The organism is Nocardioides ochotonae (genome assembly GCF_011420305.2).
Taxonomy (GTDB): domain Bacteria; phylum Actinomycetota; class Actinomycetes; order Propionibacteriales; family Nocardioidaceae; genus Nocardioides; species Nocardioides ochotonae.
Genome location: NZ_CP061769.1, coordinates 1,175,071 through 1,191,325 on the forward strand (window position 1 = coordinate 1,175,071; position 16,255 = coordinate 1,191,325).

9 protein-coding genes, 3 rRNA genes and 1 riboswitch are annotated in these 16,255 nt (G+C 69.2%); of the genes, 9 read left to right on the forward strand and 3 right to left on the reverse strand.

Translation table 11 applies throughout. From position 1 onward, the window contains the following. Positions 1-55 precede the first annotated feature (55 nt). The 9 genes from HBO46_RS05740 (at position 56) to HBO46_RS05780 (ending at position 13,204) form a co-directional block, all read left to right on the forward strand. A 16S ribosomal RNA gene (locus HBO46_RS05740) occupies positions 56-1,573 on the forward strand. A 387-nt stretch (positions 1,574-1,960) separates the two neighbouring features. Continuing rightward, positions 1,961-5,080 (forward strand): 23S ribosomal RNA (locus HBO46_RS05745). A gap of 168 nt (positions 5,081-5,248) precedes the next feature. Next, a 5S ribosomal RNA gene (rrf, locus tag HBO46_RS05750) occupies positions 5,249-5,365 on the forward strand. Together the 16S, 23S and 5S rRNA genes form the textbook arrangement of a ribosomal RNA operon. 72 nt (positions 5,366-5,437) lie before the next feature. Next, positions 5,438-6,766 carry a terpene cyclase/mutase family protein gene (locus tag HBO46_RS05755; RefSeq protein WP_166140248.1) on the forward strand — a complete coding sequence of 443 codons (1,329 nt, stop codon included), beginning with the start codon at positions 5,438-5,440 and terminating at the stop codon, positions 6,764-6,766. A 73-nt stretch (positions 6,767-6,839) separates the two neighbouring features. Further along, positions 6,840-6,961, forward strand: a riboswitch (cobalamin riboswitch). 79 nt (positions 6,962-7,040) lie between these two features. Beyond that, positions 7,041-8,675 (forward strand): prenyltransferase/squalene oxidase repeat-containing protein, encoded by a 1,635-nt coding sequence (locus tag HBO46_RS05760; protein WP_166140249.1) that lies wholly within the window; start codon positions 7,041-7,043, stop codon positions 8,673-8,675. A gap of 8 nt (positions 8,676-8,683) precedes the next feature. After that, positions 8,684-9,580 carry a hypothetical protein gene (locus tag HBO46_RS05765; RefSeq protein ID WP_166140250.1) on the forward strand — a complete coding sequence of 299 codons (897 nt, stop codon included), beginning with the start codon at positions 8,684-8,686 and terminating at the stop codon, positions 9,578-9,580. Then, positions 9,577-10,755: an energy-coupling factor transporter transmembrane component T family protein gene (locus HBO46_RS05770; RefSeq protein WP_166140251.1), complete on the forward strand. Its 1,179-nt coding sequence runs from the start codon at positions 9,577-9,579 to the stop codon at positions 10,753-10,755. The genes HBO46_RS05765 and HBO46_RS05770 overlap by 4 nt, the downstream gene beginning before the upstream one ends. Beyond that, positions 10,752-12,344 (forward strand): ABC transporter ATP-binding protein, encoded by a 1,593-nt coding sequence (locus HBO46_RS05775; RefSeq protein ID WP_166140252.1) that lies wholly within the window; start codon positions 10,752-10,754, stop codon positions 12,342-12,344. The genes HBO46_RS05770 and HBO46_RS05775 overlap by 4 nt, the downstream gene beginning before the upstream one ends. Continuing rightward, on the forward strand, positions 12,341-13,204 hold the full coding sequence (locus HBO46_RS05780) for an ECF transporter S component (protein ID WP_166140253.1): 864 nt from the start codon (positions 12,341-12,343) through the stop codon (positions 13,202-13,204). The genes HBO46_RS05775 and HBO46_RS05780 overlap by 4 nt, the downstream gene beginning before the upstream one ends. 17 nt (positions 13,205-13,221) lie before the next feature. Here HBO46_RS05780 and HBO46_RS05785 read toward each other — a convergent pair whose 3' ends face one another. The 3 genes from HBO46_RS05785 to HBO46_RS05795 are packed head-to-tail and all read right to left on the reverse strand — an operon-like array spanning position 13,222 to position 16,246. After that, complete coding sequence (locus HBO46_RS05785) at positions 13,222-14,409, reverse strand: PQQ-dependent sugar dehydrogenase (RefSeq protein ID WP_224769392.1); 1,188 nt, start codon at positions 14,407-14,409, stop codon at positions 13,222-13,224. A 1-nt stretch (position 14,410) separates the two neighbouring features. Continuing rightward, positions 14,411-15,349, reverse strand: a complete 939-nt coding sequence (locus HBO46_RS05790) for an alpha/beta fold hydrolase (protein WP_166140254.1) — start codon at positions 15,347-15,349, stop codon at positions 14,411-14,413. A gap of 24 nt (positions 15,350-15,373) precedes the next feature. Next, the gene (locus tag HBO46_RS05795) at positions 15,374-16,246 is read right to left on the reverse strand and encodes an EamA family transporter (protein WP_224769393.1); all 873 of its coding nucleotides are present in this window, start codon (positions 16,244-16,246) and stop codon (positions 15,374-15,376) included. Positions 16,247-16,255: the final 9 nt, after the last annotated feature.

The window sequence follows — 16,255 nt, forward strand, 5'->3', positions numbered from 1 at the left end:
TGTCAGGGGCATCTCTTTTTCCGCAACTGCTCTTGGGTGGTTGTGGGTGTTGTTTTCAACGGAGAGTTTGATCCTGGCTCAGGACGAACGCTGGCGGCGTGCTTAACACATGCAAGTCGAGCGGTAAGGCCCTTTCGGGGGTACACGAGCGGCGAACGGGTGAGTAACACGTGAGTAATCTGCCCTGCGCTTCGGGATAACCATCGGAAACGGTGGCTAATACCGGATATGACAACGCACCGCATGGTGGGTTGTGGAAAGTTTTTTCGGCGCAGGATGTGCTCGCGGCCTATCAGCTTGTTGGTGAGGTAATGGCTCACCAAGGCTTCGACGGGTAGCCGGCCTGAGAGGGTGACCGGCCACACTGGGACTGAGACACGGCCCAGACTCCTACGGGAGGCAGCAGTGGGGAATATTGGACAATGGGCGGAAGCCTGATCCAGCAACGCCGCGTGAGGGATGACTGCCTTCGGGTTGTAAACCTCTTTCAGTACCGACGAAGCGAGAGTGACGGTAGGTACAGAAGAAGCACCGGCCAACTACGTGCCAGCAGCCGCGGTAATACGTAGGGTGCGAGCGTTGTCCGGAATTATTGGGCGTAAAGGGCTCGTAGGCGGTTTGTCGCGTCGGGAGTGAAAACTCAGGGCTTAACTCTGAGCTGGCTTCCGATACGGGCAGACTAGAGGTATGCAGGGGAGAACGGAATTCCTGGTGTAGCGGTGAAATGCGCAGATATCAGGAGGAACACCGGTGGCGAAGGCGGTTCTCTGGGCATTACCTGACGCTGAGGAGCGAAAGTGTGGGGAGCGAACAGGATTAGATACCCTGGTAGTCCACACCGTAAACGTTGGGCGCTAGGTGTGGGCCTATTCCATGGGTTCCGTGCCGCAGCTAACGCATTAAGCGCCCCGCCTGGGGAGTACGGCCGCAAGGCTAAAACTCAAAGGAATTGACGGGGGCCCGCACAAGCGGCGGAGCATGCGGATTAATTCGATGCAACGCGAAGAACCTTACCTGGGTTTGACATATGCCGGAAAGCTCTAGAGATAGAGCCCCTTTTAGTCGGTATACAGGTGGTGCATGGCTGTCGTCAGCTCGTGTCGTGAGATGTTGGGTTAAGTCCCGCAACGAGCGCAACCCTCGTCCTATGTTGCCAGCACGTCATGGTGGGGACTCATAGGAGACTGCCGGGGTCAACTCGGAGGAAGGTGGGGATGACGTCAAGTCATCATGCCCCTTATGTCCAGGGCTTCACGCATGCTACAATGGCCGGTACAAAGGGCTGCGATCCCGTGAGGGGGAGCGAATCCCAAAAAGCCGGTCTCAGTTCGGATTGGGGTCTGCAACTCGACCCCATGAAGTCGGAGTCGCTAGTAATCGCAGATCAGCAACGCTGCGGTGAATACGTTCCCGGGCCTTGTACACACCGCCCGTCACGTCACGAAAGTCGGCAACACCCGAAGCCGGTGGCCTAACCCCTTGTGGGAGGGAGCCGTCGAAGGTGGGGCTGGCGATTGGGACGAAGTCGTAACAAGGTAGCCGTACCGGAAGGTGCGGCTGGATCACCTCCTTTCTAAGGAGCACACGCCCCGACAACCGGCGCCTGTTCGGTTGCGCATGGTGGTGTTCACTAGTGGAATCGTCGATGAAGGCTGTGCCTGGTGCATGGTCGTGCCTCAGTACTGTCCCTCCTGCTCTTGAGCTGGTGGGGCGTGGAACCTGGTGCGGTTCGTGTGGTGGGGATTGGTCGTGTGACACACTGTTGAGCTTTGAGGGATCAGCCCAGTTGGGTTGTGAGCTCGGATGCCTCCTTCGGTTGCTGCCCTGAGTCTTGGGGTGGTGGTGGTTGGTGGGTTGGTTGTTTGTGAACTGGATAGTGGACGCGAGCATCTTGTGTGGCACACGTTGTGTGTTGCACATATTGCAATTAAGTCTTTGTAGTTTTTGTTGAGTGTTTGTGAGACAAGCTATGAAGGGCACATGGTGGATGCCTTGGCATCAAGAGCCGATGAAGGACGTAGGAGCCTGCGATAAGCCCCGGGGAGTTGGCAACCAAGCTGTGATCCGGGGGTGTCCGAATGGGGAAACCCAGCTGGAGTCATGTCCAGTTACCTGCACCTGAATATATAGGGTGTGTGGAGGGAACGCCGGGAAGTGAAACATCTCAGTACCGGTAGGAAGAGAAAACAATAGTGATTCCGAGAGTAGTGGCGAGCGAAATCGGATCAGGCTAAACCTCATGCGTGTGATACCCGGCAGGGGTTGCGTATGGGGGGTTGTGGGACCATTCAGGGTCGTCTGCCGGCGATCCGGACAGTAAGAAACCACAGTTGAAGTCGAATTCCATTGGAAAGTGGAGCCGTAGAGGGTGATAGCCCCGTAGGTGTAAGGCTGTGGCTGTCGAGTGGGATCCCAAGTAACACGGAACCCCTGAAATTCCGTGTGAATCTGGCAGGACCACCTGTTAAGCCTAAATACTCCTTGATGACCGATAGCGGACAAGTACCGTGAGGGAAAGGTGAAAAGTACCCCTGGCGGGGAGTGAAATAGTACCTGAAACCATGTGCCTACAATCCGTCGGAGCGAGGTCTTGTGCCTTGTGACGGCGTGCCTTTTGAAGAATGAGCCTGCGAGTTTGCGGTGTGTTGCGAGGTTAACCCGTGTGGGGAAGCCGTAGCGAAAGCGAGTCCGAATAGGGCGATTCAGTAGCGCGCTCAAGACCCGAAGCGAAGTGATCTATCCATGGGCAGGTTGAAGCGCGGGTAAGACCGCGTGGAGGACCGAACCCACTTAGGTTGAAAACTGAGGGGATGACCTGTGGATAGGGGTGAAAGGCCAATCAAACTTCGTGATAGCTGGTTCTCCCCGAAATGCATTTAGGTGCAGCGTCGCGTGTTTCTTGCCGGAGGTAGAGCACTGGATAGCTAATGGGCCCTACAAGGTTACTGACGTTAGCCAAACTCCGAATGCCGGTAAGTGAGAGCGCGGCAGTGAGACTGCGGGGGATAAGCTCCGTAGTCGAGAGGGAAACAGCCCAGACCATCAGCTAAGGCCCCTAAGCGGTGACTAAGTGGAAAAGGATGTGGAGTCGCAGTGACAACCAGGAGGTTGGCTTGGAAGCAGCCACCCTTGAAAGAGTGCGTAATAGCTCACTGGTCAAGTGATTCCGCGCCGACAATGTAGCGGGGCTCAAGTCATCCGCCGAAGCTATGGCATTCGCACCCACCTTGTGTGGAGAGCCCGAAAGGGTGTGTGGATGGGTAGGGGAGCGTCGTGTCGCGGGTGAAGCCGCAGAGTGATCTAGTGGTGGATGCGACACGAGTGAGAATGCAGGCATGAGTAGCGAATCAGGAGTGAGAAACTCCTGCGCCGAATGATCAAGGGTTCCAGGGTCAAGCTAATCTGCCCTGGGTAAGTCGGGACCTAAGGCGAGGCCGACAGGCGTAGTCGATGGACAACGGGTTGATATTCCCGTACCGGCAAAGTAGCGCCCATGACGAACCTGGTGATGCTAACCATCTGAAACCGCGGTTATCGACTCCTTCGGGGGAAGAGGCTGCGGCGTAGCGTGGGACCCGAACTGGTAGTAGTCAAGCGATGGGGTGACGCAGGAAGGTAGTCGAACCGTACCGATGGTTGTGTACGGCCAAGCATGTAGGGAGCCGCCCAGGCAAATCCGGGTGGCTGACTTTGATGTCGATCCTGAGGTGTGATGGGGACCCAATTGGGGAAGTCGGTGATCCTATGCTGTCGAGAAAAACCTCTAGCGAGCTATGCGCCGCCCGTACCCCAAACCGACTCAGGTGATCAGGTAGAGAATACCAAGGCGATCGAGCGAACCACGGTTAAGGAACTCGGCAAAATGCCCCCGTAACTTCGGGAGAAGGGGGGCCCGGATCGTGTACCCACTTGCTGGGGAAGCGTGAAGGGCCGCAGAGACCAGGCCCAAGCGACTGTTTACTAAAAACACAGGTCCGTGCTAAGTCGTAAGACGATGTATACGGACTGACTCCTGCCCGGTGCTGGAAGGTTAAGGGGACCGGTTAGATCGCAAGATCGAAGCTGAGAACTTAAGCCCCAGTAAACGGCGGTGGTAACTATAACCATCCTAAGGTAGCGAAATTCCTTGTCGGGTAAGTTCCGACCTGCACGAATGGAGTAACGACTTGGGCGCTGTCTCAACCGTGGACTCGGCGAAATTGCACTACGAGTAAAGATGCTCGTTACGCGCGGCAGGACGGAAAGACCCCGGGACCTTTACTATAGTTTGGTATTGGTGTTTGGTTCGGCTTGTGTAGGATAGGTGGGAGACTGTGAAGTGGCCACGCCAGTGGTTGTGGAGTCATCGTTGAAATACCACTCTGGTCGTACTAGATGTCTAACCTAGGTCCGTAATCCGGATCAGGGACAGTGCCTGATGGGTAGTTTAACTGGGGCGGTTGCCTCCTAAAATGTAACGGAGGCGCTCAAAGGTTCCCTCAGCCTGGTTGGCAATCAGGTGTTGAGTGTAAGTGCACAAGGGAGCTTGACTGTGAGACAGACATGTCGAGCAGGGACGAAAGTCGGAACTAGTGATCCGGCGTCGGCATGTGGAAGCGGCGTCGCTCAACGGATAAAAGGTACCCCGGGGATAACAGGCTGATCTTCCCCAAGAGTCCATATCGACGGGATGGTTTGGCACCTCGATGTCGGCTCGTCGCATCCTGGGGCTGGAGCAGGTCCCAAGGGTTGGGCTGTTCGCCCATTAAAGCGGCACGCGAGCTGGGTTTAGAACGTCGTGAGACAGTTCGGTCCCTATCCGCCGCGCGCGCAGGAAACTTGAGAAAGGCTGTCCCTAGTACGAGAGGACCGGGATGGACGAACCTCTGGTGTGCCAGTTGTCCCGCCAGGGGCACGGCTGGTTGGCTACGTTCGGAAGTGATAACCGCTGAATGCATCTAAGCGGGAAGCACGTTTCAAGATGAGGTTTCCCACCCGGTTAACGGGGTAAGGCCCCCAGCAGAACACTGGGTTGATAGGCCGGAGGTGTACAGCAGCAATGCCTAGCCGACCGGTACTAATAGGCCGAGGGCTTGTCTTACACTCACTTTACTGAAACTATCAAGACGACCGCGCAATTGATCGCGTCCACGATCCAACACAACACCCACATGGCACAAACATGTGAATAGTGGCTTGGCTCCCCAGACACACACCCCCGAAACCTCACGGTTTTGTGGCCGGTGTTGATGGGTGGAGTCGATAGAGTTACGGCGGCCATAGCGAAAGGGAAACACCCGGTCCCATCCCGAACCCGGAAGTTAAGCCTTTCAGCGCCGATGGTACTGCAACCGAGAGGTTGTGGGAGAGTAGGACGCCGCCGGACAATCATTCACAGAACGGGTCGCACCCCACGGGGTGCGACCCGTTCTGCTATTTCATCGTAGAATTCGAGGCGATGTCCCCACACCGTGATCAGCCCCGTCGCCAGTCCCTTCCTCGCCGGCTCGTGCCGCTCGCCCTGGGCGGCGTGCTCGCGCTGAGCGCCTGCGCTGGCGGGTCCGAGGACACCTCACCGTCCCCGACGCCCGAGCGTGCGACGGCTCCGGCCGCGGGTGCCGCCCACTGGCTGTCCACCGAGCTCGAGGACGGCCTGTTCGTCGGCGAGTACGGCCCCGACTACGGCCTCACCATCGATGCCGCCCTCGGGCTGGCCGAGGTACCGGGCCAGGACGACGTGGTGCAGGAGGTCGCCGACGCCGTGGGTGCGGCCGTCGAGAGCTACACGACCGGCGTCGACTTCGGCAGCCCGGACACCTACGCCGGCTCGGTGGCGAAGGTCGCGGTGCTCGCCGAGGCGAGCGGGGGAGACCCGCGCGACGTCGACGGCACCGACGTGTTGGCCCGGCTCGAGGAGCTCGTCGCCGACCGGGGCGCGGTGGCCGGGCGTCTTGCCGACGACGTCCAGGACCCGAAGGGCTCCGACTACGCCAACGCGATCGGCCAGACCTACGCGGTGCGTGCGCTGTCCGGTGCCGGCTCCCCGGCGGCGGCGGCGGCCGCGGACTACCTCATCGCCCAGCAGTGCGAGCCGGGTTGGTTCCGGCTCTACTTCGCCGACCCCGACGCCCCGCAGGGCTGCGGGGAGGGTCCGCGTCGTCTGGACGAGCCCGACACCGACGTGACCGCGCTGGCCGTGCTGGCCCTGCATGACGTGCCGGGCGAGGCCGCGAGCGCGGCCGTCGATGCGGCCGTCGACTGGCTGGTCGCGACCCAGGACGCCGATGGCGGCTTCGGCGGCGCCACCGGCACGGAGGGGCTCAACGCGAACAGCACGGGGCTCGCCGGTCTCGCCCTCGAGCGCGCCGGCCGCACCGAGGAGGCAGCACGTGCCGCGTCCTGGGTGGCGGCTCGTCAGGTGACGGAGCCCAGCTGTGGCCCGAACCGGCAGCCCACGGGCGCGGTCGCCTACTCCGCCGACGCCGCGCCGGGGGCGCTTCGCGACCCGGTGGTCCGCGACCAGTGGCGGCGCGCGACCTCACAAGCGGCACCGCTGCTCCAGCTGGTCGGCGATCCGGTCACGGCGCTCGACGTCGAGGTCGCCGACGACGTGCTGAGCATCGATGGGCTCGGCGAGGGCGAGCAGGCCTGTCTCACGGGCCCCAGCGGGTACGCCGAGGAGCTGGTCGGCACCGGTGACGCGCTCGAGGTCCCGCTCGTGGGCGCGGACCCGGCCGGGCTGGAGATCCGCACGCTCACCGGCACCACCCCGGTCGACGCCGGCTGAGCAGCCGTGGAGCACCTCACATCGGGTATCGCCGGCGCGCGAGTCGGCACCCGGGTGGGGTATGTTCCGCAGACACATCCATATGCCCGTGGTGGGGAAAGCCGGTCCAAGTCCGGCGCTGACCCGCAACCGTAGGTCGTGGCTGCACCCGCAGCCACGACGAGCCGGAGCACCCGCCACGACGCATCCTGATCACAACGCTGTCGTGGAAAGCAGCGGTGGTCACCGCCCGTTGCTGGGCAGTGCCCCCCGCTGTGTGCAGCGGGAAGGAACCATGAGCACCTCCCTCGTGCGCCGTAGCGGCGTACTGGCTCTCCTCTCAGCCCTCGTGGCCGGCGGTCTGTCGGCCACCAGCCCGACGCCCGTCCTGGCGGCGCCTACACCGACCGGGACGGCCGCGTCCCCGTCCGGCCCGGCGGACGCCGGCGCCCGGTGGCTCACCGGCCAGCTCACCCGCGGTCTGGTCGAGGGCGAGTGGGGGGCCGACCACGGCCTCTCCATCGACGTCGCGCTGGCGCTGGAGGCCGTGGGTTCGGACACCGGCGTGCAGCAGGTGGCCGACGCCCTGGCGGCCTCGCTCGACGCCTACGTCACCGGTGAGGCGTTCGGCGACACCGGCAGCAGCTATGCCGGCGCCACCGCCAAGGCCGCCGTCCTCGCCCTGGCCGCGGAGCGCGATCCGCGCGCCTTCGGCGGACGCGACCTGATCGCCGCCCTCGAGCAGGTCACCACCGATTCCGGCCCGGCCGCCGGCCGGATCGTGGACCGCAGCACGTACGGCGACTACGCCAACACCCTCGGCCAGGCCTACGCGGTCCGCGCGCTCGACGCCGCGGGGAGCAGCGAGGCCGCTGCCGCGACGTCCTACCTGCTCGACCAGCAGTGCGCCGCGGGGTTCTTCCGCCTCGACCTCGGCGCCGTCGAGGCGACCGAGCAGACCTGCGACGGCGCCCCGGACGCCGACCCCGACACCGACGTCACCGCGCTGGCGGTGCTCTCGCTGCTGCCGCAGGCCGACAGCGACGAGGTGAAGCCGCACCTCACGGCCGCCCTTGACTGGCTGCGGAGCACCCAGCGCCGCGACGGCTCGTTCGGCGGCGGCGTGGCCACCGAGGCCGCCAACGCCAACAGCACCGGCCTCGCCGGCTGGGCGCTCGGGGAGGCAGGTCGCACCCAGGCCGCCGCCCGCGCCGCGGTCTGGGTCCGCGGCCTGCAGCTCGCCCACGCGGGCACCTGCACGCCGTACCGGCGCAGCGACCTCGGCGCGATCGCCTACGACGCCGCGGGCCTCGACACCGTGACGGCGTCCGGGGTCGCTGAGCTGCGCGACCAGGTGCGCCGCGCGAGCGCCCAGGCGCTGCCGGTGCTCCGCTGGGCGCCTGGACGCGTCGACGCACTTCCTGTCCCGCCCATGGCCCCTCCACGGTTCCACCGCGCCGGCACGCGCGTGTCGCTGCGGCTCGGGCCCCTGGCCCCCGGCGAGCCGGTCTGCGTCACGATGGCCGGCGATCGGCGCCAGGTCCGGGCCGACCACACCGGTGCCGCAACCGCGCTGATCAAGCTCCCGGCGCGCACCGCGACGTACGCCGTGCGCGCGGTCGCGCCCTCGGGGGCGCTCACACCGTTCCCGGCCCGCGTGCGCGCGCTCGCGGCGACCACCCCGGTGGTCGAGGTGAGGGCCCGCCCCACCCGCGGCCGGACCGTCCAGGTGCGGGTGCGCGGCCTGGCCGCCCGTGAGCCGGCGGTGCTCCGCTTCCGCGGCACGGTCGTCGCCCGCGGCACCAGCAATGCGTCGGGTCGCTGGACCCCGAAGTTCCGCGTCACCGGCAAGGCGGGGCTGGCCAGGCTCGTGGTCCGCGGTGCCTTCGCCGACCGCACCCGCTCGGTCACCGTCCGGGTGATGCAGTGATCACCCGGATGCGCGCCGCGGCGGCAATGCTGGCCGGGCTGCTCTGCCTGGCTGGGCTCACGACCGCACCTCCGGCCGCCGCCGCGACCTGCACCGACGGTCGCGGCGTGAGCGTGGTCGTCGACTTCGGCGCCCTCGGCGGCGGGGTCCAGCAGATCTGCGACGCCGACGGCGGGGGCAAGAAGGCCACCGCGATCTTCGCCGACAGCGGGGTCGATCTCACCTACGCCCAGCGCTCGGCGGGCTTCGTGTGCCGTGTCGAGGGCGTGCCGGCGAGTGACCCGTGCGTCAACACCTCTCCGGCGGACGCCTACTGGGGCCTGTGGTGGTCCGACGGGGAGACCGGGACATGGGTCTACGCCTCGCTCGGGACCTCGTCGCTGACCGTGCCCGCCGGCGGCTCGGTCGGCTTCGCCTGGAACAGCGGCACCCGCACCCCGCCCGGCGTGACGCCTCCGGTGGCGGCTCCCGCCGCACCGAGCAGCCCGCGGCCGACCCCGGCGCCCGGCAACCAAGGCTCCGGGCAGGGCTCCGCCACCCAGGGCTCCGGCGCTCAGGGCGGCGGCGACCAGGGCGGCGCCGCGGGTGCCGCGCAGCCCGGGGCCTCCGACGCCCCCACCGCCGGCACCGGTACGCCGAGCGCCGCGGCGAGCCCCGGCACCGACCCGACTCGTACGCCGGCGCGCGCGCCTCGGCGTACCGACGGGACGGCCACCGACGCGCCCTCCGCCACCGCGGCGCCGGGCGCCGAGGAGCCCGCGCAGAGCACCGAGGCGATGGAGGAGTCCGCGGCCAGCACCGACGACGGCGGCCTGCCCGGCTGGGTGGTGCTCGCGGTGCTCGCGCTCGTGTTCGCCGGCGCGGGCGTCGTCGCCGTCCGCCGGAGAGGCACCGCCGGACGATGAGCCCCGACCCTCGGACGAGCGCCGGCCCCCGGACCTCCCGCGACCTGCACCCGGTCGCGTGGTGGATCTGGGCGGTCGGCCTCGCCGCGGCCGCATCGATGACCACCAACCCGCTGGTGCTCGGGCTGCTGCTCGGCTCGGTGCTGCTCGTCGTCGCGGCCCGACGCTCCGACCAGCCCTGGGCGCGTGCCTTCCGCCTGTACCTGTGGCTGGCCGCCGCCATCGTGGTCTTCCGCGTCGTGTTCCGGCTCATCTTCGGCGGCGCGTACGGCGAGACGGTGCTGCTCGACCTGCCGACGGTGCCGTTGCCCGACTGGGTCCTGGGGATCACCCTGCTGGGGCCGCTGACCCTGGAGTCGCTGCTCGTCGGGCTCTACGACGGGCTGCGCCTGGCGATGATCGTGGTCTGCGTCGGCGCGGCCAACGCGCTGGCGAACCCCAAGCGACTGCTGCGCTCGGTGCCGCCGGCGCTCTACGAGGTCGGCACCGCGCTGGTCGTCGCGGTGACCGTGCTCCCGCAGTTCGCCGAGAGCGTGCGCCGGGTGCGCCGCGCCCAGGAGTTGCGCGCGGGGGAGCAGGGGCGGGTCGCGCGCCTGCGCCGCCTGCTCGTGCCGGTCCTCGAGGACGCCCTGGACCGCTCCCTGGCGCTGGCCGCCGGCATGGACACCCGCGGCTACGGACGCAGCGGCAGCGCCACACCGGCACAGCGGCGCACGACCGGGGCGCTGATGCTCCTCGGCCTGTGCGGCATCGCCGTCGGTGTGTACGCCGTGCTGGACCGCACCGCGCCCCGGCTGCTCGCGATCCCGATGCTCATCGCCGGTGTCGGCGCGGCCGGGGCCGGCCTGCTGAGCGCCGGACGCCGCGTCGAGCGGACCCGCTACCGCCCCGACCGCTGGCATCCGGCCGAGCTGGCCGTCGCCGGCTGCGGGGTGCTCACCGCCGCGATCGGCTGGTGGGTCAGCGGCCATCAGGTGCTGGTCGCCTACCCCGACGTGACGTCGGTGCCGCCGGTGAGCGCCCTCGCGCTGGCCGGCGCGCTGGTCGCCGCGCTCCCCGCCGTCCTCGCCCCGCCGCCGCGGCTGTCGGCGGCCCGTGCCGCTGCCGGGTCCCCGAAACCCGCATCGGCACCCGCCTCCGTTCCCACCCCCGCACCGAGAGCGAGCACCCGATGATCGAGCTGCGCGGCATCACGTTCTCCTACGCCGCCGACACCCCACCGGTCCTCGACGGCGTCGACCTCAGCATCGAGGAGGGCGAGCTGGTGCTCGTCTCCGGCCCGACCGGCGTCGGGAAGTCCACGCTGCTGGGCATCGTCACCGGGCTGGTGCCGCGCTTCTCCGGTGGGGTGCTCGACGGCGACGTGCTGCTCGACGCCACCAGCATCGTGCGCACCCCGCCGCGCGAGCGCGCGCACGCGATCGGCTACGTCGGGCAGGACCCGGCCGCCGGGTTCGTCACCGACACCGTGGAGGAGGAGCTCGCCTACGGCATGGAGCAGCTCGGGCTCCCCGGCTCCACGATGCGCCGCCGGGTGGAGGAGACCCTCGACCTGCTCGGCATCGCCGACCTGCGCAACCGCGACCTGCGCACGCTCTCCGGTGGCCAGCAGCAGCGCGTCGCCATCGGGTCGGTGCTGACCACCCACCCGCGGCTGCTGGTGCTCGACGAGCCCACCTCCGCCCTCGACCCCACCGCCGCCGAGGACGTGCTGGCCACGCTCACCCGGCTGGTCTCCGACCTGGGCCTCTCGGTGCTGCTCGCCGAGCACCGCCTGGAGCGGGTCGTGCCGTTCGCGGACCGGATGTGCCTGCTGCCCGGTGACGGCCGGCTGCTGGTCGGCGAGCCCGCCGAGCTGCTCGCCACCTCCCCGGTGGTGCCGCCGATCGTCGAGCTGGGCCGGGTGGCCGGCTGGGACCCGCTGCCGCTCAACGTCCGCGACGCCCGTCGCGCCGCCCGCCGCCTCGACCTGGGGCCCGGCCCCGTCGAGGCGCCCGCGACCGAGCGCCGCCGGCCGGGACTGGTGGCCCGCGGGGTCACCGTCGACCACGGCGGCGACCCCGTCGTACGCGACCTGGACCTAGAGCTGGCCGGCGGCACGGTCACCGCGCTGATGGGCCGCAACGGCGCCGGCAAGTCCTCGCTGCTGTGGGCGCTCCAGGGCAGCGCGGCGCGCCGCTCGGGCTTGGTGCGGGTCGGCGAGCTCGACCCTGCCCGGCTCTCGCCGGCCGAACGCCGGGCGCTGGTCGGCCTGCTGCCGCAGACCGCTGCGGACCTGCTCTACCTCGACACCGTCGACGCGGAGTGCGCCGACGGCGGCGCTGGCGCCCGCGAGCTGCTGGACCGGCTGGTGCCGGGCATCCCCGGTGACGCGCACCCGCGCGACCTCTCCGAGGGCCAGCGGCTCGCCGTGGCGCTGGCGCTGGTGCTCGCCGCTCGGCCCGGGGTGGTGCTCCTCGACGAGCCGACCCGCGGCCTGGACTACGCCGCCAAGCGGGTCCTCGCCACCATCCTGCGCGACCTCGCCGCGGAGGGCCGCGCGGTCCTGGTCGCGACCCACGACGTGGAGTTCGTCGTGCAGGCCGCCGACGACGTGGTCGTGATGGCGGAGGGCGAGGTCGTCTCCGCCGGACCGGTACGCCGCGTGGTGGCGGAGTCACCCGCGTTCGCGCCCCAGGTGACCAAGGTGCTCGGCGCCCCCTGGCTGCGCGTCGAGGAGGTCGCGGCCGCGCTGGCGGCCGCGCCGCCGGGGAGCCCGTCATGAGCGGGGCGCGCCGCGGCGGGCTCGCGCCGGAGCGTGCCCGGGGCGGACACGCCGCCCGGGCGGCCGCCGTACCGCTCAGCATGCGGTCGGTGGCGGTGCTGGCGGCCGGCTCTCTCGCGGGGCTGGTGATGCTGTGCTGGCCGCTGCTGGTGCAGGTGCAGCCCGGGGACCGGGTGGATCCGCCGTTCCTGTTCCTGGTGCTGCTGCCGGTGGTGGTGGCGGTGGTGCTCGCCGAGGTCAGCGAGGGCGGGCTCGATCCACGGGTGCTGGCCGTCCTGGGCGTGCTGTGCGCGGTCAACGCGCTGCTGCGTGGCATCTCGGCCGGGGTGGCCGGCATCGAGCTGGTGTTCTTCCTGCTGATCCTGGCCGGGCGCGTCTTCGGGCCCGGGTTCGGCTTCGCGCTGGGCGCGCTGTCGCTGCTCGCCTCGGCGCTGATGACCGCGGGCGTCGGGCCGTGGCTGCCCTACCAGATGCTGGTCGCGGCCTGGGTCGGCATGGGCGCGGGGCTGCTGCCGCGCCGGGTGCGCGGACGTGGCGAGATCGCGATGCTGGTGGTCTACGGGGTCCTCGCCTGTTACCTCTACGGCTTGCTGCTCAACCTCTCCGGCTGGCCGTTCCTGCTGGGTGTGCAGGTGCCCGGCCACGAGGGGTCGTTGGCCTACGTGGCGGGCGCGCCGGTGCTGGAGAACCTCCAGACCTTCCTCGTCTACACCGTGCTGACCTCCACGGGGAGCTTCGACACCGGCCGGGCGATCACCACCTCGATCGCGCTGGTGGTGCTGGGGCCGGCGGTGCTGAGCACCCTGCGCCGCGCCGCGCGCCGCGCGACGGTGACCGGCGAGGTCCGCGCCCCGGACTGAGCCGGGACCGGCGTCGCTCAGGGGCGCACCAGCAGGATCCGGTCGTCGCCGTCGGTCGGGGTGCCGCGGCCGTCGCGGTTGCTGGTGGTCAGCCACAGCATCCCGTCCGGGGCCACGGCGATGGTGCGCATCCGGCCGTAGCGGCCGACGAGGAAGGAGCGCGGCTCCCCGGCACGCTCGCCCTCGACGGGGATCCGCCAGAGCCGCTCGCCGCGCAGCGCCGCCATCCACAGGTGGCCGGCGGCGTAGGCCAGCCCCGAGGGGGATGCCTCGGACGTCGCCCAGGTGGCCTGGGGGTCCACGAACTCCGGCGCGCCGCCGGTGCCCTCGACCTCCGGCCAGCCGTAGTTGGCGCCGGCCTCGATGCGGTTCAGCTCGTCGAACTCGTTGGCCCCGAACTCCGAGGCCCACAGCTGGTCCCCGACGAAGGCCAGGCCCTGCACGTTGCGGTGGCCCCAGGACCACACCGGGGAGCCGAACGGGTTCCCCGGCGCGGGCTCGCCGTCGGGGGTGATCCGCAGGATCTTGCCGCCCAGGCTGTCGCGGTCCTGGGCCCGCGCGGCCTCGTTGGCATCGCCGGTGGAGACGTAGAGGAAGCCGTCGGGGCCGAAGAGGATCCGGCCGCCGTCGTGGATGAAGTCGCTGGGGATCCCGGTGAGGATCGGTTCGAGGTCGCCCAGGGTGTCCCCGCGCAGGGTCGCGCGCACGATCCGGTTGTCCTCGGCGGTCGTGACGTAGAGGAAGACCCGGGAGTCCTCGGTGAAGTCGGGGGAGACCGCCACCCCGAGCAGCCCGGACTCGCCCTGGGGAGCGACCTCCTCGACGGTGCCGACCTCGGTGACCCGGTGCCGCGGGCCGCTGATGCGCAGCACCCGACCGGAGTCGCGCTCGGTGACCAGCGCGTCGCCGTCGGGCAGGAACGCCAGTCCCCAGGGCGCCTCGAGCCCGGTCGCGACGGTGCCCACCACGCGCGGGTGTGCCGAGGCGGTCGCCTCCTCTGAGCCGGCCGATCCGGCCGATCCGGGGGAGCCGGTGGCGGCGGAGGGGCTCTGCGAGGCGGCCCCGCCCTCGCTGACGGCGGCGGACGGCGACGGGCTGACGTCGTACTCGACCTCGTTGCCGCCCTGCCCGCAGCCGGCCAGGGCCAGCGGCACCAGCAGCGCGCCGATCGCGCCGAGCGCCGGGGAGCCGCGACGTGCGGCCACGTCAGCCGACCCTGCGCAGGAAGTCCAGGAGCAGCGCGTGGACCTGCTCGGGCTGCTCCATCTGGACGAAGTGGGTGCCGGGCAGCTCGACGTACGTCCCGTCGCCGACGCGCTCCGCGGCCTGGGCCATGTGCCGGGCGCCGGCCATCAGGTCCCACCTGCCGGCCACGAAGACCGCCGGCACCTGCACCTGGCTGAGCCGCACGCGCGGGTGCTCGGAGGTGCGCAGCGCGACGTGGAAGTACCAGTCCAGCGGCACCTGGAGGAACTCGCGGATCGCGGCGGCGGTCAGGTCGACGTCGGCCACCGGGAGCATGAAGCCGCTGTGCGACAGCACGCCGACCGTGCGGGGCCCGATCGGAAGGCGCCGGGCGATCGGGCTCAGCACCCGTCCGGAGAGCCGCACCGCGTGGGAGAAGCCGACCGTCGCCGCGCGGGCCGCGGCGCGCGGCAGCCGCAGCGGGCCGAGCATGGTCGCGAAGGTGTCGCCGGGGACCCCGGCCACCGCGAACAGCCCGGCGACCCGCTCGGGGTGGCGCACCGCGAGCTCGAACATCGTGTTCACGCCGATCGACCAGCCGACGGTGACCGCGCGGTCGACGCCGTAGTGGTCCATCACCGACAGGGCGTCCTCGACGAAGGCGCCGATGTCGACCCGCTCGGGGTCCAGCGGGCGCGCCGAGCCGCCGATGCCGCGGTGGTTCCAGGAGATCACGCGGACGCCGCAGTCGGGGTCCAGCAGCGCCGGCCAGGCGAAGGCGTTGGTGCCGAGGCCGTTGCACAGCAGCACCGTCGGTGCGCCGCGCTCGTCGTCGGGGTCGTTGCTCCAGGCCCGGAGCCGGGTGCCGTCGTCGGACAGGACGTCGGTGAACACCACGGCGGGCCGCGGCCGGCGGGTGGGGTCCGCGGTCGGCTCGACGGGATCGGCAGACGGGGTCATGCCCTGATCATGCCCGAGCGGGCGTCAGTCCGGCAGCGGCTCTGCGGGTGCGCGCCCGGAGCGGGTGGCGCCGACGCTCGCGGTCACGACGCAGGCCACGGCCAGCCACTGCACGGGGGAGAGGAACTCGGTCAGCACCAGCATCCCGACCAGCGCGGCGGTGGCGGGCTCGACGCTCATCAGGATGCCGAAGACCCCCGGCCGGATCGAGCGCAGCGCGATCAGCTCGCAGGTGTAGGGGATCACCGAGCTCAGCAGTCCCACCGCCGCGCCGATCAGGAGCACCCGGGGGTCGGCGAGGTCGTCGGCGTGCCGGCCCAGCGCGAGCGGGGCGATGAGCGCCGCCGCCACGACGCTGGCGACGGCGAGACCGTCCAGGCCCGGCCAGCGCCGTCCGGTCTCCGCGCTGATCAGGATGTAGGCGCCCCAGCACGCGCCGGCGAGCAGCGCGAAGGCCACGCCGACCGGGTCCAGGTCCGCGCGCTCGAAGCCGAGCAGCAGCACCCCGACGCCGGCCAGCCCCACCCAGGCCAGGTCGCGCCTGCGCCGGGAGCCGAGGACCGCGATCAGCAGCGGCCCCACGAACTCGATGGTCACTGCGATGCCCAGCGGGATGCGCTGGAAGGACTGGTAGAACGCCCAGTTCATCAGCCCGAGGGTGGCGCCGAAGGCCAGCACGATCGCCCAGTCGTGGCGGTCGCGCCCGCGCAGCGTCGGGCGGGCGATGGCGATCATCACCAGCGCGCTGGTGCACAGGCGCAGCCACACGACCGTGGTTGGGTCGACCTCGTCGAAGATCGTCTTGGCGACCCCGGCGCCGAGCTGCACCGAGACGATCCCCAGCAGGACCAGTCCCACCGGGGAGACCCTCCACGGCGATGACTTCGAGGCGATCACCCGGTCAAT